Origin of the sequence: Mammaliicoccus sp. B-M6, from assembly GCF_022386965.1 — a bacterium.
Classification (GTDB): Bacteria; Bacillota; Bacilli; order Staphylococcales; family Staphylococcaceae; genus Mammaliicoccus; species Mammaliicoccus sciuri_A.
Genome location: NZ_JAJNHJ010000017.1, coordinates 16,586 through 40,008, shown reverse-complemented (window position 1 = coordinate 40,008; position 23,423 = coordinate 16,586). Strand labels below are relative to the sequence as shown.

The 23,423-nt window shown below is 31.1% G+C and carries 19 protein-coding genes; 8 read left to right on the top strand and 11 right to left on the bottom strand.

Annotation, left to right across the window (positions count from 1 at the left end):
- Window positions 1-58: 58 nt before the first annotated feature.
- Window positions 59-1,543, bottom strand: coding sequence for a malate dehydrogenase (quinone) (mqo, locus tag LQ693_RS07985; protein WP_107565602.1), 1,485 nt, complete (start codon window positions 1,541-1,543; stop codon window positions 59-61).
- Between the two features lie 394 nt (window positions 1,544-1,937).
- On the opposite strand from mqo, the gene LQ693_RS07980 reads away from it, so the two are divergent.
- Together LQ693_RS07980 and LQ693_RS07975 are read left to right on the top strand one after the other, a co-directional pair.
- Window positions 1,938-2,951, top strand: a complete 1,014-nt coding sequence (locus LQ693_RS07980) for a cation diffusion facilitator family transporter (RefSeq protein ID WP_107565603.1) — start codon at window positions 1,938-1,940, stop codon at window positions 2,949-2,951.
- Window positions 2,951-3,136, top strand: coding sequence for a 2-hydroxymuconate tautomerase (locus LQ693_RS07975; protein WP_037560206.1), 186 nt, complete (start codon window positions 2,951-2,953; stop codon window positions 3,134-3,136). Before LQ693_RS07980 ends, LQ693_RS07975 begins: the two co-directional genes overlap by 1 nt.
- A gap of 71 nt (window positions 3,137-3,207) precedes the next feature.
- Here the strand turns inward: LQ693_RS07975 and LQ693_RS07970 are convergent, their stop codons facing one another.
- Window positions 3,208-4,185 (bottom strand): LCP family protein, encoded by a 978-nt coding sequence (locus LQ693_RS07970; protein WP_037587964.1) that lies wholly within the window; start codon window positions 4,183-4,185, stop codon window positions 3,208-3,210.
- A 154-nt stretch (window positions 4,186-4,339) separates the two neighbouring features.
- Here LQ693_RS07970 and msrA point away from each other — a divergent pair, with 154 nt between their 5' ends.
- The gene (gene msrA / locus LQ693_RS07965) at window positions 4,340-4,840 is read left to right on the top strand and encodes a peptide-methionine (S)-S-oxide reductase MsrA (protein WP_103360557.1); all 501 of its coding nucleotides are present in this window, start codon (window positions 4,340-4,342) and stop codon (window positions 4,838-4,840) included.
- A gap of 93 nt (window positions 4,841-4,933) precedes the next feature.
- The gene (locus tag LQ693_RS07960) at window positions 4,934-5,551 is read left to right on the top strand and encodes a DedA family protein (protein ID WP_103360558.1); all 618 of its coding nucleotides are present in this window, start codon (window positions 4,934-4,936) and stop codon (window positions 5,549-5,551) included.
- Window positions 5,552-5,654: 103 nt separating this feature from the next.
- Here LQ693_RS07960 and LQ693_RS07955 read toward each other — a convergent pair whose 3' ends face one another.
- Entirely contained in the window at window positions 5,655-6,548 is an 894-nt protein-coding gene (locus LQ693_RS07955; protein ID WP_239703145.1) for a LysR family transcriptional regulator, read from the bottom strand.
- 93 nt (window positions 6,549-6,641) lie between these two features.
- On the opposite strand from LQ693_RS07955, the gene LQ693_RS07950 reads away from it, so the two are divergent.
- Window positions 6,642-7,205 carry a LysE family translocator gene (locus LQ693_RS07950; protein ID WP_103360560.1) on the top strand — a complete coding sequence of 188 codons (564 nt, stop codon included), beginning with the start codon at window positions 6,642-6,644 and terminating at the stop codon, window positions 7,203-7,205.
- A gap of 288 nt (window positions 7,206-7,493) precedes the next feature.
- Here LQ693_RS07950 and mprF read toward each other — a convergent pair whose 3' ends face one another.
- The 4 genes from mprF to glcT all read right to left on the bottom strand — a co-directional run bounded on the left by mprF (window position 7,494) and on the right by glcT (window position 14,533).
- Entirely contained in the window at window positions 7,494-10,019 is a 2,526-nt protein-coding gene (mprF, locus tag LQ693_RS07945; RefSeq protein WP_103360561.1) for a bifunctional lysylphosphatidylglycerol flippase/synthetase MprF, read from the bottom strand.
- A 120-nt stretch (window positions 10,020-10,139) separates the two neighbouring features.
- Window positions 10,140-11,345 (bottom strand): AI-2E family transporter, encoded by a 1,206-nt coding sequence (locus LQ693_RS07940; RefSeq protein WP_103360562.1) that lies wholly within the window; start codon window positions 11,343-11,345, stop codon window positions 10,140-10,142.
- A 161-nt stretch (window positions 11,346-11,506) separates the two neighbouring features.
- On the bottom strand, window positions 11,507-13,573 hold the full coding sequence (gene ptsG, locus LQ693_RS07935; RefSeq protein ID WP_103360563.1) for a glucose-specific PTS transporter subunit IIBC: 2,067 nt from the start codon (window positions 13,571-13,573) through the stop codon (window positions 11,507-11,509).
- Between the two features lie 123 nt (window positions 13,574-13,696).
- The gene (gene glcT, locus LQ693_RS07930; protein ID WP_239703146.1) at window positions 13,697-14,533 is read right to left on the bottom strand and encodes a glucose PTS transporter transcription antiterminator GlcT; all 837 of its coding nucleotides are present in this window, start codon (window positions 14,531-14,533) and stop codon (window positions 13,697-13,699) included.
- Between the two features lie 101 nt (window positions 14,534-14,634).
- On the opposite strand from glcT, the gene LQ693_RS07925 reads away from it, so the two are divergent.
- Window positions 14,635-15,618 carry a DUF1002 domain-containing protein gene (locus tag LQ693_RS07925; protein ID WP_107565605.1) on the top strand — a complete coding sequence of 328 codons (984 nt, stop codon included), beginning with the start codon at window positions 14,635-14,637 and terminating at the stop codon, window positions 15,616-15,618.
- Window positions 15,619-15,661: 43 nt separating this feature from the next.
- Here the strand turns inward: LQ693_RS07925 and alsT are convergent, their stop codons facing one another.
- The 3 genes from alsT to parE form a co-directional block, all read right to left on the bottom strand.
- Complete coding sequence (gene alsT, locus LQ693_RS07920; protein WP_103360566.1) at window positions 15,662-17,224, bottom strand: glutamine transporter AlsT; 1,563 nt, start codon at window positions 17,222-17,224, stop codon at window positions 15,662-15,664.
- 84 nt (window positions 17,225-17,308) lie between these two features.
- Complete coding sequence (gene parC, locus LQ693_RS07915; RefSeq protein WP_151359345.1) at window positions 17,309-19,723, bottom strand: DNA topoisomerase IV subunit A; 2,415 nt, start codon at window positions 19,721-19,723, stop codon at window positions 17,309-17,311.
- Window positions 19,723-21,726 carry a DNA topoisomerase IV subunit B gene (gene parE / locus LQ693_RS07910; RefSeq protein WP_107565606.1) on the bottom strand — a complete coding sequence of 668 codons (2,004 nt, stop codon included), beginning with the start codon at window positions 21,724-21,726 and terminating at the stop codon, window positions 19,723-19,725. The genes parC and parE overlap by 1 nt, the downstream gene beginning before the upstream one ends.
- Window positions 21,727-21,927: 201 nt before the next feature.
- Here parE and plsY point away from each other — a divergent pair, with 201 nt between their 5' ends.
- Together plsY and LQ693_RS07900 are read left to right on the top strand one after the other, a co-directional pair.
- Window positions 21,928-22,509 carry a glycerol-3-phosphate 1-O-acyltransferase PlsY gene (plsY, locus tag LQ693_RS07905; RefSeq protein WP_025905927.1) on the top strand — a complete coding sequence of 194 codons (582 nt, stop codon included), beginning with the start codon at window positions 21,928-21,930 and terminating at the stop codon, window positions 22,507-22,509.
- A gap of 13 nt (window positions 22,510-22,522) precedes the next feature.
- Window positions 22,523-22,822 (top strand): HesB/YadR/YfhF family protein, encoded by a 300-nt coding sequence (locus LQ693_RS07900; protein ID WP_025905926.1) that lies wholly within the window; start codon window positions 22,523-22,525, stop codon window positions 22,820-22,822.
- 53 nt (window positions 22,823-22,875) lie between these two features.
- On the opposite strand, the gene menI is transcribed toward LQ693_RS07900, so the two are convergent.
- Window positions 22,876-23,322, bottom strand: coding sequence for a 1,4-dihydroxy-2-naphthoyl-CoA hydrolase MenI (menI, locus tag LQ693_RS07895; RefSeq protein WP_025905924.1), 447 nt, complete (start codon window positions 23,320-23,322; stop codon window positions 22,876-22,878).
- Between the last annotated feature and the right edge of the window lie 101 nt (window positions 23,323-23,423).

Here is a 23,423-nt window from a genome sequence, read left to right as displayed (position 1 = left end):
AGGATTTTTTTAATTATAATTGATATTTTTTTAACAAACGTCAATTTTCAACATAAACTTACTTATATAAACCTAAAGCTTTCGAAGTTGATGTATTAATTTCATTAAATAATTCTGGATTATCAGATAAATTTGTTCTAAATGAAGGTATCATTTGTTTAATTTTATCTTCCCAGTTTACAAATTCATTAGGGAAACATTTTTCAAGTAACTGCAACATAACGTGTACAGCAGTAGAAGCACCTGGAGATGCACCTAATAACGCAGAAATAGAGCCATCTTCACTTGTTACAAGTTCAGTACCAAATTGTAATGTACCCTTTCCTCCTTCTTTTGTATCTTTAATGACTTGTACACGTTGACCAGCGATTACGATATCCCAATCTTCTAACTTAGCAGTCGGTATAAATTCTTTTAGTTCTTCTAAACGCTTTTCATCTGACAATAAGACTTGTTCTACTAAATATTTCGTTAATCCCATTTCTTTTAAACCAGCTGATAACATCGTAAAGATATTATTCGGTTTCACTGAGCCAAATAAATCTAAGTTAGAGCCAGTTTTCAAGAATTTAGGTGAGAATCCAGCAAATGGTCCAAATAATAATGAACGTTTACCTTCAATATATCTAGTATCTAAATGTGGCACAGACATTGGTGGCGCGCCAACTTTTGCTTTACCGTATACTTTAGCATCGTGTTTAGCAATAATATCTTCGTTATTACATACCATAAATAAACCACTAACTGGGAAACCTCCAATATTAGAAGCTTCCTTAATGCCTGTCTTTTGTAAAAGTGGTAAACTACCGCCACCAGCACCGATAAACACAAATTGAGTATTGTGATATTCAACCTTTTTAGTTTCGGCATTATAGATCTTTAATTGCCATGAATTGTCTTCATTTCTTCGAATATTCTGAACAGAATGATTATAATTTAACTCAACACCCTGATCTTTTAAGTCACTTAATAATGAGCGCGTTAAATTCCCAAAGTTTACATCCGTACCAGATTCAATTTTAGTTGCGGCAATTGTTTCATCTTTCGAACGCCCTTCCATCATAAGTGGCATCCAATGCTTTAACGTCTCAAGATTATCCGTAAATGTCATACCATTGAATAATGGATTTTTTGATAATGCATCACATCTATTTTTCAAAAATTGTACATTTTTGTCTCCATACACAAAACTCATATGTGGTACAGGACGAATAAATGATTGTGGATCTGTTAAACTACCTTTGTTTACTAAATATGTCCAAAATTGCTTTGATAATTGAAATTGTTCATTTATTTGAATAGCTTTATCAATATTAACTGAACCATCCGCCTCTTCTTTAGTATAATTCAATTCACATAATGCTGAATGTCCAGTTCCAGCGTTATTCCATTCATTAGAACTTTCTTCAGCAGGTTTTGATAATTTTTCAAATAATTTAATTTCTAAGTTTGGTGATAATTCTTTAAGCATTGTACCTAAAGTAGCACTCATAATGCCTCCACCAATTAATATTACATCTGTTTTCTTATGTAAAGCATTCATAATTAACTACAGAGCCCCTTTCAATATTAACCATTTCGACTAAATATATGTCCATAAAAAATATACAAATGAATAATTTGTATGAATTAATCTATGTATTACTACTATTATAAACCTTATACTTTCATTTAAAAAGTGACAACAAGCGCACAATGTGTAATAAGTTAATTTTATTATTAAGTTACATTAAAATAGTCGAGAATTAGTATAACTTAATTAATATATCTATATAAATAGTATAACAGATTACCTAAATGATGGTTTAAAAAATTTCAATTAACATTTATAGTTTACATAATATTATTATGATATTTAAATAAAGATACTTATATTATAATGAATTTGGGTATTATAGTGGTATAATCAAAACAAAAATATTTTAAAGGAGTTTTTTATGAAAGCTTTCATTAATTTACTTAAAAAAGGAAGCAAATCTTCGCTTTCTGCTGCAGTCGTTAACTTTATTTTAGGTTGTTTAAAGTTATTCGCTTTTATCTTTACAGGAAACATCGCTATGTTTGCAGAAATGATGCACTCTTTCGGTGATGCAGCAAACCAACTTTTTGTATTTTTAGGATCAGCATTTTCTAAAAGAAGTCCAAATGAGAAGTTTCCTCTTGGATACGGAAGATTAATTAACCTCGTCTGTTTAATAGCAGTTATTATTGTAGGTATTTTATCTTATGAGACAGTTAAAGAAGGTTTTCACCATATTGTTCATCCCAATGAAACTGGCGGACCAATATTATTCTTCTGGATTAATATCGCTGTTCTAGGTATCGGTATTATTTTAGAAGGTACTGTATTAAGAAAAGCTGGTAAAGAAATCTTGGAAGAAGCTGGTGAAAGCAGTAAAGGATTACTGACACCATTTACTAAAAGTTATTTAATGATTGGTAAAGCTAAACCTGCAACAAAATTAGTATTCATGGAAGATACTGTTGCAACTGGTGGTGGTATTATTGCCGTTCTTTCAATCATTATCGCAAGATTAACAGGATTGGGTATGTTAGAAGGTATTGCTTCAGTCATCATTGGTGTGATGATGTTTGTAGTTGTGGGTATTATCTTCATTGAAAATGCTCAAGGCGTTCTTGGTATTGCAGATCATGAATCTGAAATACATGCTTCACGTGTCATATTAGATGATAAAGCAATTAGTGATATTAAAAGACTCGCTGTTATTAAAGAAGGTGAAGCACTTCATATAGAATGTTTATTAGAAGTTAATCACAATTATACACTTAAAGAGTTGTCAGATATCAGAAAACGGATTATATTAAAATTGTTAGACTTATCTCATGTTGAAGATGTGAACATTGAATTCATAGAAGATGATGGTCAAACAGACTGGAATGGAGATAGTGGTCCTTCAGCAAATATTCAATATAATAAGGAGCGTTTATAATGCCAATCGTAAACATTAAATTAATTGAAGGTAGATCTGATGAACAATTGAAAGGTCTTGTAAAAGATGTTACAGAAGCTGTTCATCAAAATGCAAAAGCACCAAAAGAAAATATTCATGTGATTATTGAAGAAATGAAACCTGAACACTATGGTGTTGCTGGTACTCGTAAATCTGATTCATAAGAACTATATCAATATAAAAAGCAATAAATGGTCAAAATGACCATTTATTGCTTTTTTAGTTTCCTCAATGATTAATCGTTAAGAAATTTTTTAATTGCTTCTTTATTTTTTTCTTTGTCGATTTTTAATACTGCCCCATTTTCAATATCATTCTCATTTGTATAAGAACCTTTAACAGGGACTGTTAACGTCTTAATATCTTTATCGCCTCTAGCTAAGAAGCTAGCTCCCGTTTTGTAAATTGTTTGATCATCTAAATTGGTATTAACATAACCTCTAGCAATACCAGCTAATTTCGGTGCTTTAACAACTGAATCCACACTCATCAATTCTGATTTTAATGCAGTCATAACTTGTTGTTGTCTTCTAACACGACCAAAGTCACCTTCTTCATCATGTCTAAAGCGCGCATAACCTAATAATTCTTTCCCGTTTAAATTATGTTGCCCTTGTTTTAAAGAAACACCAATTTTTGCAGACATATCTTTTTCAACATCGATTGGAACGCCTTTAGGTGCAATTTCATCGACCATTTCTTCAAATCCATCAAAATCGATAATTGCATAGTATTCCGGATCAATATCAAGGTTCTTCTTCAATGTCTTACGTAATAATTCAGGTCCGCCTAATGAATATGCAGTATTAATCTTATAATTACGATAGCCACCTGGGATTTCTGAATAAATATCTCTCATGACTGATACTATTTTGAGATCTTTTTTCAAGTAATCATATTGAACAATCATAATTGAGTCTGTTCTAGGTTGTGAATTATCTACTTTGCGGTCCTCACCTAATACGAGCACATTTACTTTACCATCATTCCGCGTTGTACTATTGAATTTATGTAATTGCTGCTTTTTACCGTTATCTGATGAAACTTTCAAACCAGATTTATAAGAAGCATTAATATAAAATCCAAGTCCAATTAAAAGTAAGATTATACCTAAGAAAATAAAAGGTCTTTTTTTAATTCTACGCTTTTTTCTTCTTGTAGGTATATTCGTTTGACGATTATCTTCAGTTTCTGATTGATTATGCGAAGTCATTGTTACCAACCTTTTATCTTCAAAATTGAGTCTAATTATATTATAATGAGACTCATACATTAAGTTAACCAATTTATATACTAAAAATCAAGAAAAATTGCAAAGCTAACTTAAAAATAAGACTTGAGACTGAATAAAGGATGGTAAAAATATCATGAATATGAATAAAGCGTATTTTGCAGGAGGATGCTTTTGGTGTATGGTTAAGCCATTTGACCAATATGAAGGAATAGATAAAGTGACTTCAGGTTATATGGGTGGAACAACTGAAAATCCAACATACGAAGAAGTAAAAAAAGGTGATACCGGACATTATGAAGTTGTCGAAATCCAATATGATGTAGCTTTATTCTCATATAATAGACTGCTAGAAATATATTTTGCAATTATTGACCCTACTGATGCTAATGGACAATTCCAAGACAGAGGTACACAATATGAAACAGCTATTTTCTATACAAATGCTGATCAAAAGAAACTTGCTGAACAGTATATCGAACAACTCAATAAAGAATTACCAAAAGGAAAATCAGTCGTTACAAAACTATTACCATATAAGCCTTTTTACAAAGCTGAAGATTATCATCAAGATTTTTATAAGAAGAATCCTGAAAGATATCAAGAAGAACAAACAATTAGACAAAGTTTAAAATAAACAAGTATAGCATAACAGTATCGTATACAATTATGCTATACTGTTATTTTTATATAACATCTATCAGTATTTAAGATATAAAAGGAGAACATTATGGAACAATGGATTACTGATTATATGACGCATTATGGATATATCGGTGTCTTCATACTCGTATTTTTAGAATATGTTATACACCCCTTCCCTTCTGAAATCATATTAACATTTGCTGGATTCATGACTTCACAGTCAGAGTTGAATATCATAATTGTATGTTTACTTACAATTTTAGGTGCTGTACTCGGAGCACTTGTATTATATAGTATCGGTGCTCTTATAGGTGAAGAACGTTTATATAAATTTATACATAAACGTGGCAAATATATAGGTATCAAAACACAAGACTTAGATAAGACTATACAATGGTTAGATAAATATGGACATTGGGCTATCTTCTTAGGACGCTTTATCCCAATCGTTAGAACACTCATTTCATTACCAGCCGGTATAACTAAAATGAACTTACCCGTATTTATACTTTTAACAGCAATCGGCACAGGTATGTGGAATATATTTCTAATTATGCTCGGTAAAATGTTAGGCAATCATTGGCATCAAATTCTCGTATATGTAGGTATGTATTCTAAAGTGTTTATTGTAATTATCGCAATAGCAGTACTATACGTCTTATACTTATGGTATAAACGCATTAAAGAAACACGTGTTAATTAAATAAAAAACAAAACTTTCATAACACCTTTTTTAAGGAATGGTTATGAAAGTTTTTTTGTATTATAAACAACAAATTTATTACTACTAGTATTAGTTATTCAATCTATTTTTCCTTTTTCATATTTCTTCCCATATATATTTTTGCTTCTTGAATAAATAAATCAATGAGATTGTTATCCCAATTTTTCTTCTTTGTTAAAGCAAATGAATAAAAAGTAGGAAATTGCTCATTTCCCTCTATGATTTTCAGCCTATTTGAATTTATTTCTTTCTCTACAGTTCTATATGGCAATACACTAAATCCCATATCATCTATTAAAAATGTCTTAATTGCATCTATACTCCATAATTCTGTTCTTTTAGAAACTTCCTTTAAGTTACTACTTAAAAAATCTTCAAACATCGTGCAATAAGTACTGTCTTTTTCATTTATTACAAAATGATTATATCTTCTACTACTTAACAACTCATCTAATGTATCTGGAGCAGAATGATGTGCCACAATAACAATTTCATCATCACTTAATTTATGTTTTTTTATTGCATTATTTTGGATTCCAGTATTAATCACAAAAGCTATATCTACTTCACCATTAATTAGTAATGCTTGATTTTTGCTACAAGTATTATTGAGTAAATCAAATTCTGTATTTGGAAATTTTTCTAAAAAAATTTTTATAACTTCACTTAACCCTGTTGTTACTAATGATTCAGGTGCTGCTATTTTTAATTTATTAGTCATGTCCTCATTCGATAATTTAATAATTTGATCGTGTGTCGAAATATAGTCATTAACTAAAGGTAATATTTTTAAAAGAAACTCACTTTCAATCAATTTTCTGTTTGAGTATATAAATAATTCATTCTTCAATTCTGATTCTAACTGATTAATTTGTTGAGATACATTTGATTGCGTATAGTTTAGTAATTCTGCTGTTCTTGTATAACTCTTCGTTTCTATAAGTGTCTTTAAAATTTTTAACTGCTTTATATTCATTCAATCACCCATTAATTTTATTAATGCATTAATAATAACATTAATTTCACTTATAACCAAAAAGACATTAAAATTTATATAGAGGTGAAGAACATGTCTGCGTTTTTAATTTATGTTTTTGTAACATCTATTACGCCAGGTCCAAGTAATATTTTTATTATGAATTCTACAAAGAAACATGGTTTATTAGGTGCAAAAAAATTTATACTTGGTATATTAGCAGGTTTTTTATTTTTAGCTATTTTAGCTTCTATTTGTTTATACTTATTTGATGAATATATTGAAGCAGTTGAACAAACACTGAAAATATTTGGTTTTATATATTTATTGTATCTATCCTATAAAACGTTTACTGCTAGTAAAAACGATGAAATTGGTGATGTATTTTCTACTTTTAAAGCTGGATTTTTATTACAAATTTTAAATATGAAAACATTATTATTTTATATCACGTTACTAGGTGTCTTTATTATCCCTAATTCCAATTACAAACCATTTGTATATATGGTACTAACAATTATTATTGGTTGGACTTGCCTTATTGTATGGGGCGTATTAGGACACTACTTAAAAAGATACCTCAATAAATATCATTATATTTTCAATACTGTTATGTCATTATTAATACTTTATTCTGCATTTAGTATTTTCTATTAATGAATAAAAGTGAGATTTAACTAAAAAACATAATGTGCAATATCATTTTCTGGAATACGAGAGCGCTTATTTTTTTTGTATAAAATTGGAAATTTGGAACGATTTTGTATAGTGCTGACGCCTGAGGGAATAGTATGAGTGAGAGACTACAGGCTCGAACCATACCCTAGGCAAGCATGCACGAACAAAATCGTAGATTATAAAAAATAACACCTCATTTTATACTGAATAAATCAGTGGTATGAGGTGTTATTTAATTTAAGTTAGGAATTATCTCACAGACTCTTTTTATTTATGATTAATTGTTAAAGATACTCTTATTAAATTCCATAATAATGAACTATATTTACGATATACTAAATATCTTGGTTCCCAATCTGGATAAAATTTTTGTTTATAATTCCGTAATCCTTGGAAGCTATATAATCCATTCATATTTTCAAATACTTTTGCTGCAAATTTTTCTCTTAAATATGCATATTGATTATGTCCTACATTAGATAATGTAGCCATTCCCATATTAAATTGTTTATAGCCTTGTTCTTGTGCCCATAATAACATATGGATATATAAAGCATCCATCATTGGTAAATCAACTTCTTTGTTCCATCTTATTAAGTCCACTGAAATTGAATCATTATAGTTCGTATACATTAATGAACAGAAACCTACTATTTCTTTGCTGTCATTTCTTATAACTGCAATAGGTGCTTTATTTAAATAATCTTCATCAAATGATCCAACTGAGAAACTCATTTCTCTCTTGTCACCTAACCAGCCATCACTAATAGATTTCAATATGTTGATATCATCTTGTGCATATGGTGCTTCTATTATGTCGAATTGATAGCCTTCTGATGCCATTTTATTATGAGTTGCACGCATACCACGTTTTTTCTTTCCTGATAAACTGAATGTTTCGAGGTCTATGAGTGCTTCTTCACCTAATTTGAAAAAGACATTTCCATAATCATGATATAAAGATAGTAATTTACTTTGTACTTGATAGAAAATAATATCATGCCCTAAAAAATGCATTTGATCATAAAATTCTTTTAATACGGCATGATATTTATCCGAGTTACCGACTGGATCTCCTAACACGATAACTGCATTCATCGTATGTCGATACATAATAAAGACATCTTCATCTTTATTAACATAAAATGATTTATCTCCTGTAAATGCTAAGTGACTCACATATGAACCTTGATTTTGATCGATAATGGATTGTATTGTTTCATAACTGGCATTTGTATATAAACTTTTTTGGAATTTTTTTGAAAGTATATATGTTATGCACATACCGATTAAACACAATATCGCAAGTGCAATCAAGAACATTGTAAACACGGCATATTTATCAAATTTAGTAACTTCATGTGGATATAAATTTAAATAATTTTTAGTAACAATTCTATTGAAGATAAACATTGTTAAAATTAATACACCACTTAAAACAATTTTCATAGGTGTTACTATCTTTTTGACAACGAGTGCATTTTTGTAACCGATAAATAATAATACTAAAAGTATCGCTAACCATAAAAATGCTATGATTGTACTATTTGTTAATATGGATACGACTAACATCACGATGACAGAAATAATGCTCATAAGAATCGATCGCATCGTACCAGACATTACACCTTTGGCACAAATCAGTAACATGAGTGTAGCAGCTGTATGTAATGCTAATAAGATTGAATAAAAAGTATAATGATGTGAGTAAATTGCATCATATAAGATTAATATGTGATTAAAATAAAGCACAAAGCCTGTAATACCTGATAATAAACCTAGTGCTAATGTTGGTACTTTAGTCATAAAGTCACTTTGAACAGACTTGATAAACGATGTTGTATCAACTGCCGGTGTATAGAATTTACTTTCTTCGATGTATTTTTTAGCGATACTACCAAATTCAAATGTAGATAAACCAAGTGCGATTATGAATGGGAAGAAATAATAAGCAACTCTATAAAGTAACAACGCTAATAATACTTTTTCTTCAGGTACACCAAGCGACTTAATACCTAATAAGATCACTAAATCAAATGCACCAAATCCCCCGGGTATCATACTAATTAATCCTGATAAGGCAGCAACTACAAATATCCCGACTAAGTGTGAAAAGTCTACGTGAATATGTAATGCTTTTAAAATGACAAATAATAAGTAGCTCGCAGCAATCCATTCGAGTGCAGATACAATTGTAAATTTAAAACCAAGTAATCTATCTCGACTTATAGATGGTTTCAAATACGACACAGCTATAAATAATGGAAGAAACAAGCTGCCAATATATATGACAATTTTAGCCCATGAAATATCAGCTAGTAATGCATCCGCATTAAAAACACTAAATACAATAAATGCACATAATAAACTTAAACCACTTAACATGGATAACAATAATAATGAAACACTTTTAACTAAATCTTTCTTATCTTCAACGTCATTTCTATAAGAGTAAATTCTTAAACCAGCACCTATTAAGCCACCAAAGCCTAAAATACTGTTAAATGTATTGATAATATAGCTAATGGATAAAACTTTGTGTATCGGTAAACTGATTTTTAAAGATTGTTTTAACATCATGTCATATAGTGATAAAACAGAAACGGAAAGTACACCTAATATAATGATGCCTACAAAATAAAATGTATTCATTTCTCTAAAAAGAACGATTGTCTTTTTAAAGTCGATTTTCCCTAATTCATTATGTAATACAAATACTACGATGCATAATACGATACATATAAATAGAACCTTTAATATTGGCAAAATTTTCTTTCGATTTAATAGTCTCATATTCCAACCTTCTTTTATTTTGTAATACTCCCAAATAATACCATATAAATATATAAATTAAAATGTTTAAAAAAGACTGCCATTAAGCTTCAAAAGTTAAAGGCAGTCTATCTTTATTGTTTATTCTTTTTCGTATACAACTTCTTCATCTTTAAACTCGTATGGACCTGAGTCATCTTGATAATACTTATTATAACGACGTTTAAATAATGTGAAGAGATGTGTCACAGCTACTTTAATAATAGCATAAGCTGGAATACCTAAAATAACACCAAGTATACCTGCTAAATTACCTGCACATAACAATACAAAGATGATTGTTAAAGGATGAATTTGCATTGTTTTCCCCATAATATTCGGTGAAATAAAATGTCCTTCTAAAAATTGAACTGCAGCCCAAACGATTGCAAGTTTCAATAACATAAATGGTGAATCAATTGCCGCTAAAATAATTGCTGGTGAAATAGCAATTATTGGACCTAAATACGGTACAACACTTGTTACAGCAGCAATACTTGCTAAAGTTAGTGCATAGTCTAATCCAATGATTGAATAACCAATAAATAGTAATACACCAATACAGAAAGCAACAATCATTTGACCTTGAATATAAGAACCAACTTGTACATTCATCTTATCAATTAAATCATGAGTATCTTTTCTGAATTTTGGTGGCATTAATCTAATAAAGTAATTTCTAAACTTTGCACCATCTTTAAGTAAGAAGAATAATACAAATGGGAATGTAATAATGATCACAACAACATGTGTAATTGTAGATACAAATGATTGGAACTTATTACTGAAATCCCCTACTGAATTAGATATTTTCTTTGGAATATCACTAAAGTTTTGTTGGAACCAATTTTGAGCTTGTGTATAGTAATCCGCTACAAATGAATTTTGAGAAAGCTCTTTTAATTTATCACTAAATTCATCGAAATATGTAGGTAAATTTTTAGATAAACTTTCAACTTGATGTTGCACAACAGGTATTAATAACGTCACAATTAGTGTAAATGCTGCGATAATTACACATAATAATATGATGATACCCCATAATCTAGAGATGTTAAACCTTTCCATAAAATTAATTAAAGGATTAAACAAATAGAATGCAACAAACGCAACAATAATTGGGCCAATTAAAGTTGTCGTAATCGTAACGATAGGTTCAAAAATAAATGAAACATGTTGGAAAATAAATATTGTTAACCCTATCAGTATCAATAATCCTAAAATGAAATAAATATCACGTCCACCGAAAAACTGCATAAAACGTGTTGTTTTATTAAAAGAATTATTGGAATGCTTTTCTTTTTCCAAAATAAGCCCTCCTCTTAAAGATTTATAATCTATTATACCCTAATCGTTTCACTTTAAAAACAAAAATTTACATTTATAGTTTACATAATAATATTATAATTATTTTTAGAGTATAAAAAGAAGATACACCATGAAGATGTATCTTCTTAACTATAAAACTCTTATTTAACGACTAATATTTTATCGCCTTGTTCAACAGAACCTGTTGTTAGTACTTCTAACGAAGCATCACCAAGGTTTGTAACAACAATTGGTGTAACAGTACTATCAGCATTTTCTTTAATGAAGTCTAAATCTACTTTCATTAACGGTTGACCTTTAACGATATCTGTATCAGCTTCCGCTAAAATTTCAAATCCTTTACCTTCTAATTTAACTGTTTCTAAACCGAAGTGGATTAATAATTCAACACCGTCATTAGATTCTAAACCGATTGCATGTTTTGTAGGGAATGTCATTTTCAATTTACCATCAAATGGTGCAACAACTTCACCAGTTTCAGGAATAATTGCAACGCCATCACCCATCATTTTTTCAGAGAATACTTTATCTGGTACTTCAGAGATATTAACAACTTCACCTTTAATTGGTGCATAAATTGTTGCGCCACCTTCAGCTAAAATAGCAGCACTTTCTTGATCGCCTTCCTCAGTAACAGTTGTTTCATCAGGTTTCGTAATTTCTCCTGAAATGATACGTGCCATATCGTGTTTAATTTGATCTGATTTAGGTCCAAAAATAGCTTGAATATTGTTACCAACTTCAAGTACACCTGATGCACCTAAACTTTTCAGTTCATCTTTGTTTACTTCAGATTTATTTAATACCTCAACACGTAATCGCGTAATACAAGCATCTAAATGTTTGATGTTTTCTTTACCACCCATCGCATCTAATACATCGAATGGAAGTTCAGCTACTGAACTATTGCGTGTTTCAGATTCTTTATCTTCACGACCAGGTGTTTTTAAGTTAAATTTCTTAATCGCAAATGTGAATAAGAAGTAATAAACTAACGCATAAATAATACCTACTGGAATAACAAGTAGTGCATTAGTACGATCCCAGTTTAATAATCCGTATAAGACGTAATCGATAAATCCACCAGAGAATGTCATACCGATTTGGATATGTAGAAGATGCATCACTAAGAATGATGTACCTGCTAAAATAACATGAATACCGTATAATACTGGTGCTACGAATAAGAATGAGAATTCTAACGGTTCAGTAATACCTGTTAAGAATGATGTTAAACCTGCAGATAACATTAAACCACCGACAACTTTTTTACGCTCTGGACGAGCTTGACGATAGATTGCATATGCTGCAGCTGGTAAACCAAACATCATAAATGGATATTTACCAGTTGTGAATGCACCAGCAGTAAATGGTACACCGTCTTTAACTTGTGCCATGAATATTCTTTGGTCACCACGAACTAATTCACCAGCAGAATTTACATAGTTACCAAATTCGAACCAGAATGGTGAGTAGAAAATGTGATGCAATCCAAATGGAATTAAAGCACGTTCAATAATACCAAATATAAATGTCGTTAAAGCTAAGTTCTTATCTAATAAGAATGTAGATAAGTTGTTTAAGCCATCTTGAATTGGTGGCCATGCAAATGAAAGAATAATACCTGCAATAATAGCAACTACAGATGTGATAATTGGTACGAATCTTTTACCAGCAAAGAATCCTAAGAATGGTGGTAAGTTGATATTATAATATTTGTTGTAACACCATGCTGCAAGAGCACCCATTATAATACCACCAAACACCCCTGTTTGAAGTGTTGGAATACCAAGAACTAATGCGTTTGCTGGATCTTTAGCAGTTTGTCCTAAAGTTTTAGCGCCTTCAGCGTAGCTATAAATATCATCAATTGAAATACCTTTAACAACACCCATTGTTGTATTCATAATAAGGTAACCAACTAATGCTGCTAATGCTGCAACACCATCTCCTCCAGCTAAGCCTAATGCAGTCCCGAGTGCGAATAGCAATGGTAAATTATCAAAGATAATTTGACCAGATGATTCCATTACTGAAGCTATCATGACAATAACATCAGATTTTAACCAAGGTGCAATTTCAACGAATTGATCGTTTTGCATTGCATTACCAAACGCAAGTAAAATACCTGCTGCTGGTAAAATCGCAACTGGTAACATTAATGCTTTACCAATACGTTGCAATTGTCCAAAGAACTTTTTAAACATAATTAATACCCTCCTAATTGTTTAACTTTATAAATCACGGCATGAAAAAAGGCATGAGCAAAAAAACTTACCATTACAGTAAAGTCTATTTGCTCATGCCTGATCGTATCAGTAACACGCAATTTATAAGTTATTATTAAAGTGTTGAATGTGCATCGTTAAATATGCCAATTCAGATTGATATACTGGCTTCTTCAACTGTGTTTGCATCATCTTCACTATCTTTACAGAAATATTATAGCACAATGGATATTGCGCTTTCAATAGTGTTTCGATATTAGTTGCATCTGGAATTCGTTCATCTGCCAATACTCTTTGAATCGCAAAGTGAAGGTGCCGAACAAAACGACTATAATTAATACTATTTTTGTTAATATCAACTTCTAGGCCTTCTTCTATTATAATGATTGCTTTTTGAATAATCGCTTTTATATTGTGTATATCATGAATTGAATGGTTTACTTCAGCAGAGTGGATATGTAATGCAATAAATCCAGCTTCTGATTCAATAAACTGTAAGTTTAATTTTTCATTTAATGCTTTAACAGCTTTTTCTGCTATTTGATATTCTCTCGGATAAAGCAGTTCAGTCTCTTTTAAAAAAGGATTATGAACATGTATACCTTCTTTAATACGTTTGATCGCAAATAACATATGGTCTGTTAAAGATATTAGCGTCTTTTCACTAACACTTCCACCTAACTGTTTATCGATACCATTTACAACTTCTAATACAATATTAAACACTTCATTATTAGTACCATCTATTAATTGCTTATATTTATTTTTATCATTTTCAGATTCTAATAAATATACCTTTTCGATTAAATCTGTATTAATTTCTTCGCCTTGTTTTTTTCCGAAACCAATCCCCTTACCAACTAATATAACTTCTTTATCATAATAATTAGCAATTAACACATTATTGTTTAATGCCTTTTCGATAATGTATTTTCCCATATATTAAACCTCATTCTGAAGACCTATTACATATTATACATTTGATGATAATATAATGATAGATATATTTTATATCAATAAATACGAGGATGTGCAAACATATGAAAAAGACGAAACTATATATAATAAGTGTTCTTGCTGTTTTATTATTATCTACAATTTTATATCCGAAACATCAAGCCCATGCGGTAACTGAAGAGGCTTGGGATAATGCCGTTACTGTTTATGGTGCAGCATTACAAAACAATTCAAGTGCTAAAGATACAACTTCTAACTTATTAGGCACTAAAAACAGTGACAAGACAACTTACGTTACGGCTGATGACTTAAATAAATACTTAAATATGCAATCATCAAATGATGTCTTAAAATCAAGTATCCGTATTACAAAGACTTCTAAAGGCAGTGGTCTTAACTTAACGATTAATCAAGACCAAGGTCAAATTACAAAAGTAACTAAAGACACATATAAAAATGCTTTAATGACAGCAGGTATTCAAGATGCTGATGTGACAATTGCATCAAGTGAAGATGTAACTGGCGAAAGTGCCTTAGCTGGTGTATACAAAGCATTTGAAGAACAAGGTGAAGAAGTAGATTCAAGCAGAACACAAGTCGCTCAAGAAGAATTATCTACAATTAACCAAATAACTGAAGAAAATAAAGGTCAAGAAGGATTTTCACAATCACAATTAAACAAAACGATTGCAGAATCAAAACAAGCTGTTGCAGAAAAATCAGGTAATGTAACAATCAATGAAATTACAAATATCGTCAATCAAAAGATTGAAGACAATGGTTTAACAAATGTTATTAATGATAACCAAATTAATATGATTGTTAATGTTATTGATAAAGCACAAAAAGACGGTGTCTTTAGCGGTGAAAATGCAAAAGACTTTATTAATAACTCAAAAGATTATGTTAATGATTTAGTTAAATCTGATGAATTTAAAGATGCAAAGAAAAAAGCTGAAGACTTAGGAAACAATATTAAAGACAAACTTCAAGACGAAGGTTTCTGGGATAAACTTGTAAATGCTATTAAAGATATCTTCAATTCAATTGCAAACTTATTTAAATAAATTGAAAACGCCATGGGCTAGTGCCCATGGCGTTTTTCTTATATTATTTATCTTCGTCTTTATCATCATCTTTAATAATGTCGAAAGTATCTTCTTTAGGTTCTTCATACTTTGTATTTGCTTCAGATGATTGTTCTGTTGTTTCTTTTTTGCTTAATGTTGCATAAGGGTTATCGCCCCATGCTTCGATATTATTATAGTTAACTTTTAAGTTTTCAATTTTAAATACTGGGTTTAACTTACGCTTTCTTTGTGCACGATAATCTTTAGCAACTTCAAATACAACTGTTGCAAGTCCGAATAGTGCTACGATATTGATGATTGCCATTAATCCCATAAATAAGTCTGCTGTATCCCATACTGTTTGTACTTGTACAACTGATCCTACAAATACCATAGCTACTACTAATGCTCTAAAGATAAACATTACGATTTTATTTTTAGTTAAGTATTCAATATTTGATTGACCGTAGTAATAGTTACCAATAATTGAAGAGAATGCGAACATAAATACAGCTAATGTTAAGAATATACCACCGAATTCACCTACATGTGTTGTAAGTGCTTGTTGCGTTACAGCCACACCTTGAGGCGCATCTGCTCCAAATTGTAAATCAGTATAAAGTAATAACATGATTGCTGTTGCTGAACAGATAATCATAGTATCAAAGAATACACCTAACGCTTGGATTAAACCTTGTTTAACTGGGTGACTTACAGCTGCTGTTGCTGCTGCGTTTGCTGCAGAACCCATACCAGCTTCATTGGAGAACAAGCCACGTTTAATACCTTGCATAATTGCAAATCCCATTGCCCCACCAAATGCAGGATGTAAACCAAATGCACTTCTTACGATATTTTGAATCATTGGCCAAATTTGATCAACATTCATAAATAAGATATAACCAACTAAACCGATATATCCAACTGCCATAATTGGCACGATAAATGAAGATACTGTTGCGATACTTCTTACACCACCAAAGATAACTAATGCTGTAATAATAGCCAAGATAATTCCAGTTATCACATTTGAAAATTCATACTGTTCATTTAAAGAAGCTGCAATCGTATTAGATTGAACTGTGTTAAATACAAAGGCAAACGTTACTGTTATAAGTATTGCAAACACAACACCAAGCCATTTCTGACCTAAACCACGTTCTATGTAATAAGCTGGTCCACCGCGGAAGCCACCTTCTTTATCTTTAACTTTATATACTTGTGCTAATGTTGCTTCAAAGAACGCACTTGCTGCACCAATGAATGCAATAACCCACATCCAAAATACTGCACCTGGGCCACCTAGTACAATTGCTGTTGCAACACCTGCGATATTACCAGTACCAACACGAGAAGCAGCACTTATAGCAAATGCTTGGAAAGAAGATATACCTTTTCTTCCATCTTCTAATGTTTCAGGTTTTTCGAAAATGACTCTAAACATTTCTGGTAGCCATCTAAGTTGTACTACTCTAGAACTTATTGTAAAGAATACACCAGCTAGTAGTAATAGGAAAATTAAGTTTTGAGTCCAAATTAAATCATTACCCCATTGGACAAAATTATGAAACCAATCTGGGATATAACTATCAAAATCTTTCAAATAAATCCCTCAATTCTAATAATATAGTCATAATAAATTGCTATCATGATTTTACCATGTGCCATTCATTATGACTATATTTTTTTAATCTATAGATTTTTCTTCAAAATATGCATCAATAACTTGACCAAAGTCATTCTCGTCAACAACAAATCGACCATTTGTGTATCGTTCACTAAAGTTAAAGTCTTTAGTATTCACTTTGACTTGATCTTTTTCTGAAATCATGACACATGTTTCATCTTCTGCTATTGTTCTAGCAAATATGATTCTATGCGCTTTAGATTTTAGTTCTTTCAAGATCATTAAACCACGTTGAGATCTTTTAGCAGGTACAAATTGTTCTGCTTTCATCCTTTTAACTGAACCACGATCTGTCACAATAAACACGGATTGATCATTTGGTAATTTATCAGTCATCACAACTTTATCATTATCTTTCAAGTTGATAGATTTAACACCAGCTGCTTTTAAACCAATGTCGGATAACTCATCCGTATCATAAGTTAAGCTCATACCTTTTTCAGTAATCACTGTTATAAGTTCATCATTTACTATTTTCAGTACGGAAACAACTTCATCGTCACCTTTAAGTTTAATGGCAACGAGTGGTTTTGTAATTCTGCTCGCTTTAAATTTATCATTTGTAGACTTTTTGATCATGCCGTTTTTCGTCGCGATAATATAATTAGACGATGGCTTGAAATCTGTTTCTTTATTTACAGAAATGACACGTTCGTCATCATCAATTGGAATCATTTGTGAAATATGTTTACCAAGATCTTTCCACTTTAAGTCTACAATTTCATGTACAGGTATAAATAAGTAATTACCTTTATTTGTGAATACAATTAAAGTATCTTGCGTATTCATTTTTTCGTGCATTAATAAGTAGTCACCGTCTTTAAGCCCTACTTCTTCAACACCACTTGCGATATAACTTCTATTAGAAGTACGTTTAATGTATCCATCATGCGTAACAGAAACAATAGTTTCTTCACTTGGAACTAAAATTTCTTTTTCAATTTTTATTTCTTCGATTTTTTCTTCGATTTCAGTTAAACGTTCATCAGCAAATTCTTTTCGAACTGCTCTAAGTTCATTCTTAATTACTTTAAATAATGATTTTTCATTTTCTAAAATATCTTTTAAGCGTTCGATAGTTTGTTTAAGTTCATCAAATTCATTTTCTAAAGAAACAATATCTGTATTTGTTAATCTATAAAGTTGTAACATTACGATTGCTTCAGCTTGTTCTTCAGTAAATTCAAATTTCGCAATTAAATTTTCTTTCGCATCACGTTTGTTTTTAGAAGCTCTAATTGTTTCAATAACTTCGTCTAAAATAGACAATGCTTTAATTAAACCTTCAACGATATGCATACGTTTTTGCGCTTGGGATAATTCATATTGAGAACGTCTAGTTACGACTTCTTTTTGATGTTCAATATAACTTTCAAGAATTGGTTTAAGGCCTAATAATTCAGGTCTTCTATTATTGATTGCAACCATATTAAAATGATAAAGTACTTGTAAGTCTGTGTTCTTATAAAGATAATTCAGAACACCTTCACTATTAATATCTTTCTTAAGTTCAATCGCAATTCGTAAACCTTCTCTATCTGTTTCATCACGAACTTCTACTATACCTTCAATTTTCTTATCAGCTCTGAGTTCATCAATTTTCTTAACTAATGTACCTTTGTTAACTTCAAATGGTACTTCAGTTACGACGATTTGTTCTCTTCCGCCTCTAATTTTTTCAATTTCTACTTTACTTCTAACAACGATTTTACCTTTACCTGTTTTATAGGCTTTCTTAATGCCATCTAACCCTTGAATTATACCGCCTGTTGGGAAATCCGGTCCTTTTATATGTTCAATTAATTCATCTACAGATGTACTTGGCTTATCTATAAGCTTTAATGTCGCATCAATGACTTCTCCTAGATTATGCGGTGGAATATCAGTTGCATAACCAGCAGAAATACCTGTAGATCCATTGACTAATAAGTTAGGATACCTAGCTGGCAATACCATCGGCTCCATCGCAGTATCATCAAAGTTTTGTACATGTTCAACTGTTTCTTTATCGATATCTTGTAATAACACTTCAGCTAATTTACTTAATTTAGCCTCTGTATAACGCATTGCAGCAGGAGGGTCGTTATCAATACTACCATTATTACCATGCATTTCTATGAGTACGTGTCTCAATTTCCAATCTTGACTCATACGAACCATTGCATCGTATACAGAAATATCACCATGTGGATGATAATTACCGATTACGTTACCAACCGTTTTAGCACTTTTTCTAAAGTTTCTATCATACGTATTACCGTCTTTATACATCGCAAATAATATTCTACGTTGTACAGGTTTTAATCCATCTCGTACATCAGGTAGTGCACGGTCTTGAATGATATATTTACTATATCTACCAAATCTATCTCCAATTACATCTTCTAAAGGAAGGTTTTGAATTTGTTCAACCATTATTTAACTTCCTCCTCTAATGATTCTACTTCATCATCAAGTACTTGAATGTCATCACTTTCAAGTATACTTTGATCTTCTTGCATACCAAATTGAACGTGTCTTTCAATCCATTCTCTACGTGGTTCAACTTTGTCACCCATCAATGTAGTCACTCTTCGTTGTGAACGTACTTCATCATCAATACTTACTCGAATTAACGTTCTTGTTTCAGGATCCATTGTTGTTTCCCATAGTTGATCGGCATTCATTTCACCTAAACCTTTGTATCGTTGTAGTGTGAAACCTTTACCAATTTTCTTCATTAATACTTCTAAATCTTCATCAGTCCATGCATATTCAACTTGTTTTGACTTACCTTTACCCTTTTCTAATTTATATAAAGGTGGTAATGCAATATATACTCTACCTGCTTCTAATAGTGGTCTCATGTACTTGAAGAAGAAAGTTAATAATAATACTTGAATATGTGCACCATCTGTATCGGCATCTGTCATAATAATCACTTTGTTATAGTTACTATCTTCAATATTAAAGTCTGCACCTACTCCAGCACCTATTGTATGAATAATCGTATTGATTTCTTCATTTTTAAAGATATCTTCAAGTTTAGCTTTTTCTGTATTAATAACTTTACCTCTTAACGGTAAAATTGCTTGGAATTTACGATCACGCCCTAATTTAGCTGATCCTCCGGCAGAATCCCCTTCGACTAAATAAAGTTCGTTTTTCTCTGTATTTTTACTTTGTGCTGGCGTTAATTTACCAGATAATAAAGTTTCTTTACGTTTGTTTTTCTTACCATTTCTAGCTTCTTCACGTGCTTTTCTTGCTGCTTCACGTGCTTGAGATGCTTTAATCGCTTTTTTAAGTAATGCTTTTGATAATTGGCCTTTTTCTTCTAAATAGAAAGGCAGTTGATCTGACATAACGGAATCAACGGCTGCACGTGCTTCTGTTGTACCTAATTTAGACTTAGTTTGACCTTCGAACTGTAATAAATCTTCTGGAATTCTTACAGAAATAATAGCTGTCAAACCTTCACGAATGTCACTACCATCAAGATTTTTATCTTTTTGTTTAAGTTCACCAATTTTACGTGCATATTCATTGAATACACGTGTAAATGCTGTCTTTAAGGCAGTTTCGTGTGTACCTCCGTCTTTAGTACGGACGTTATTTACGAAACTTAGAATCGTTTCAGAATATTGGTCATTAAATTGAAAACTAATATCTACTTCGATTCCATTTGATTCGCCACTAAACATTGCAACGTCATGCAACACGTCTTTGCCTTCGTTTAAATAATTCACAAATTCTTTAATACCATCTTCGTAATGATAAAATACTTCTCTTGGTTCTTCTCCCCTTAAATCCGTTACTTTTATTTTAAGTGCTTTCAGTAAAAATGCTGATTCTTGAAGTCTTTCACATAACGTTTCAAAGTTAAAATGTGTTGAAGCTTTAAATATTTTTGAATCTGGTTTGAAATGAACCGTTGTACCCGTTTTACGTGTTTTCCCCTTTTTCTCTAATGTTGTAATAGGTACGCCACCATTTTTGAATTTTTGTTTATAAATATGACCTTCTCTATAAATCGTTACTTCTAACCATTCACTCAAAGCATTAACAACTGAAGCACCTACACCGTGTAGTCCTCCAGATGTTTTATAACCGCCTTGACCGAATTTACCCCCGGCATGAAGGACAGTAAATATAACTTCAGGTGTCGGTTTACCAGTCTTATGTAATCCTGTAGGCATCCCCCTACCGTTATCATGAACAGAAATACTATTATCTTTATGAATTGTTACTTCGATTTCCGTACCGAAGCCATTTAAAATTTCATCAACAGAGTTATCTACTATTTCATATACTAAATGGTGAAGTCCGCGGACATCTGTTGAACCAATGTACATACCAGGTCTTTTTCTTACTGCTTCTAAACCTTCGAGTACTTGTATTGAATCTTCACCATATTGAACTTTTGCTTGTTTATTCAATATTTCTCCTCCTACAAACGTACGTTCGTTTCTTTTACTTTACAATAGTTATTTTGTTATAAATCCCTAGAAAATGCAAGCCCTATCCCTAATTGTGGTACAATTTCCCTTTACATTGTACAGACATTATCATATTTTTAAATAGTAACCGATATACAGTTATGGTAAACTATTAGTACCTGCTATCAAAGGAGTGTTTCAATAATGACATTTGTTGTTATTATACTTAGCTACTTAGTTGGATGCTTCCCAAGTGGCCTTGTGTTAGGTAAGTTATTTTATAAAAAAGATATTCGACAATTTGGAAGTGGCAACCTAGGTGCTACAAATACATTTAGAGTATTAGGAAAAAAAGCTGGATTTATCGTGATGTTTTTAGATATCTTCAAAGGTTTTATTGTAGTTTTCTTCCCAATATGGTTTAATGTAGATATTCCTAGCATATTTGTAGGTATTTGTGCAGTAGTCGGACATGTATTTCCAATATTTTTGAAATTCAAAGGTGGAAAAGCCGTTGCAACAAGTGCAGGTGCTGTTCTAGGTGTACATCCGATACTATTAATTATACTAGCTATTATATTCTTTGTAATTCTATATTTAACTAAATATGTATCATTATCTAGTATTGTAGCGGGTATAAGTTGTTTTATAGGTGCAATTATCATTGGTGATATACCTTTCTTAATCGTATCTATTGCAATATTGGTTATACTGCTCGTCAGACACCAATCAAATATCGTAAGAATATTCAAAGGACAAGAACCAAAAATCAAATGGATGTAAAGGAGAATGCACTATGAATTTAGAAATTACTGAAAAAGCTATCGAATGGTTTAAAGATGAATTAGAATTCAATGATGATCAAGCCTTACGATTTTTTGTTCGTTATGGCGGTGAATTTCAGTTAAAACAAGGCTTCTCACCCGCATTTACTGTAGAAGAATTAAGTTCTTCTGAAGTTGGTTTTAAAGACGAGAAAAACGATATTCCATTTTTTATTGATGAAAAAGATTTATGGTACTTTGATGATAATGACTTAGTAATTGATTTAAATGATAATGGAGAAATTAAATATGAAGTCAAAGCTTCAAGATAAACTATAAAAGCAGATGTATTTCGTGTATTTAGCGAAACACATCTGCTTATTTATTATAGTTTACGATCTACACCTTGTTCAGTTTCTTCATGAATTTTTAAATATGCTTTATGCCATTCAGGAAAACTCTTATCTAATCTAATTGGTCTGTTTGAACCTTTTTTCAAGCACACATGTGTTGTTGATCCTGTTGATACAACTTCTCGTTGTTCATTTAATATCTCATAAGAATAAATTGATCTTATAGGTGAATAATGAGAAATCCACGTTTTAATAATAACTTTTTCTGGATATGTTATAGACTTTTTATAAGTAATATTCAAATCAACTACAGGAGAAATAATCCCTGCATTCTCCATATCTGCGTAACTAAATCCCGCTTTATAAATGTAATCTGTTCTCGCTACTTCGAACCAAATCGCATAATTTGCGTGATAAACAACGCCCATTTTATCTGTCTCTGCATATCTAACATCTATTGGTGTTTCACTATAAATCATGATTCAATCCCTCTTTCTAAATTCCTTAACCTAATCATAACATAAATATAATTGCGCCTGTGATTATATTCTTTTAAATACATATATTTAATGTTTATATA

Bases quoted from the DNA above. Each gene is read 5' to 3' on its own strand.
- mqo (WP_107565602.1), bottom strand. From the start codon at position 1,543: ATGAATGCTTTACATAAGAAAACAGATGTAATATTAATTGGTGGAGGC.
- LQ693_RS07980 (WP_107565603.1), top strand. From the start codon at position 1,938: ATGAAAGCTTTCATTAATTTACTTAAAAAAGGAAGCAAATCTTCGCTT.
- LQ693_RS07975 (WP_037560206.1), top strand. From the start codon at position 2,951: ATGCCAATCGTAAACATTAAATTAATTGAAGGTAGATCTGATGAACAA.
- LQ693_RS07970 (WP_037587964.1), bottom strand. From the start codon at position 4,185: ATGACTTCGCATAATCAATCAGAAACTGAAGATAATCGTCAAACGAAT.
- msrA (WP_103360557.1), top strand. From the start codon at position 4,340: ATGAATATGAATAAAGCGTATTTTGCAGGAGGATGCTTTTGGTGTATG.
- LQ693_RS07960 (WP_103360558.1), top strand. From the start codon at position 4,934: ATGGAACAATGGATTACTGATTATATGACGCATTATGGATATATCGGT.
- LQ693_RS07955 (WP_239703145.1), bottom strand. From the start codon at position 6,548: ATGAATATAAAGCAGTTAAAAATTTTAAAGACACTTATAGAAACGAAG.
- LQ693_RS07950 (WP_103360560.1), top strand. From the start codon at position 6,642: ATGTCTGCGTTTTTAATTTATGTTTTTGTAACATCTATTACGCCAGGT.
- mprF (WP_103360561.1), bottom strand. From the start codon at position 10,019: ATGAGACTATTAAATCGAAAGAAAATTTTGCCAATATTAAAGGTTCTA.
- ptsG (WP_103360563.1), bottom strand. From the start codon at position 13,573: ATGTTTAAAAAGTTCTTTGGACAATTGCAACGTATTGGTAAAGCATTA.
- glcT (WP_239703146.1), bottom strand. From the start codon at position 14,533: ATGGGAAAATACATTATCGAAAAGGCATTAAACAATAATGTGTTAATT.
- LQ693_RS07925 (WP_107565605.1), top strand. From the start codon at position 14,635: ATGAAAAAGACGAAACTATATATAATAAGTGTTCTTGCTGTTTTATTA.
- parC (WP_151359345.1), bottom strand. From the start codon at position 19,723: ATGGTTGAACAAATTCAAAACCTTCCTTTAGAAGATGTAATTGGAGAT.
- LQ693_RS07900 (WP_025905926.1), top strand. From the start codon at position 22,523: ATGAATTTAGAAATTACTGAAAAAGCTATCGAATGGTTTAAAGATGAA.
- menI (WP_025905924.1), bottom strand. From the start codon at position 23,322: ATGATTTATAGTGAAACACCAATAGATGTTAGATATGCAGAGACAGAT.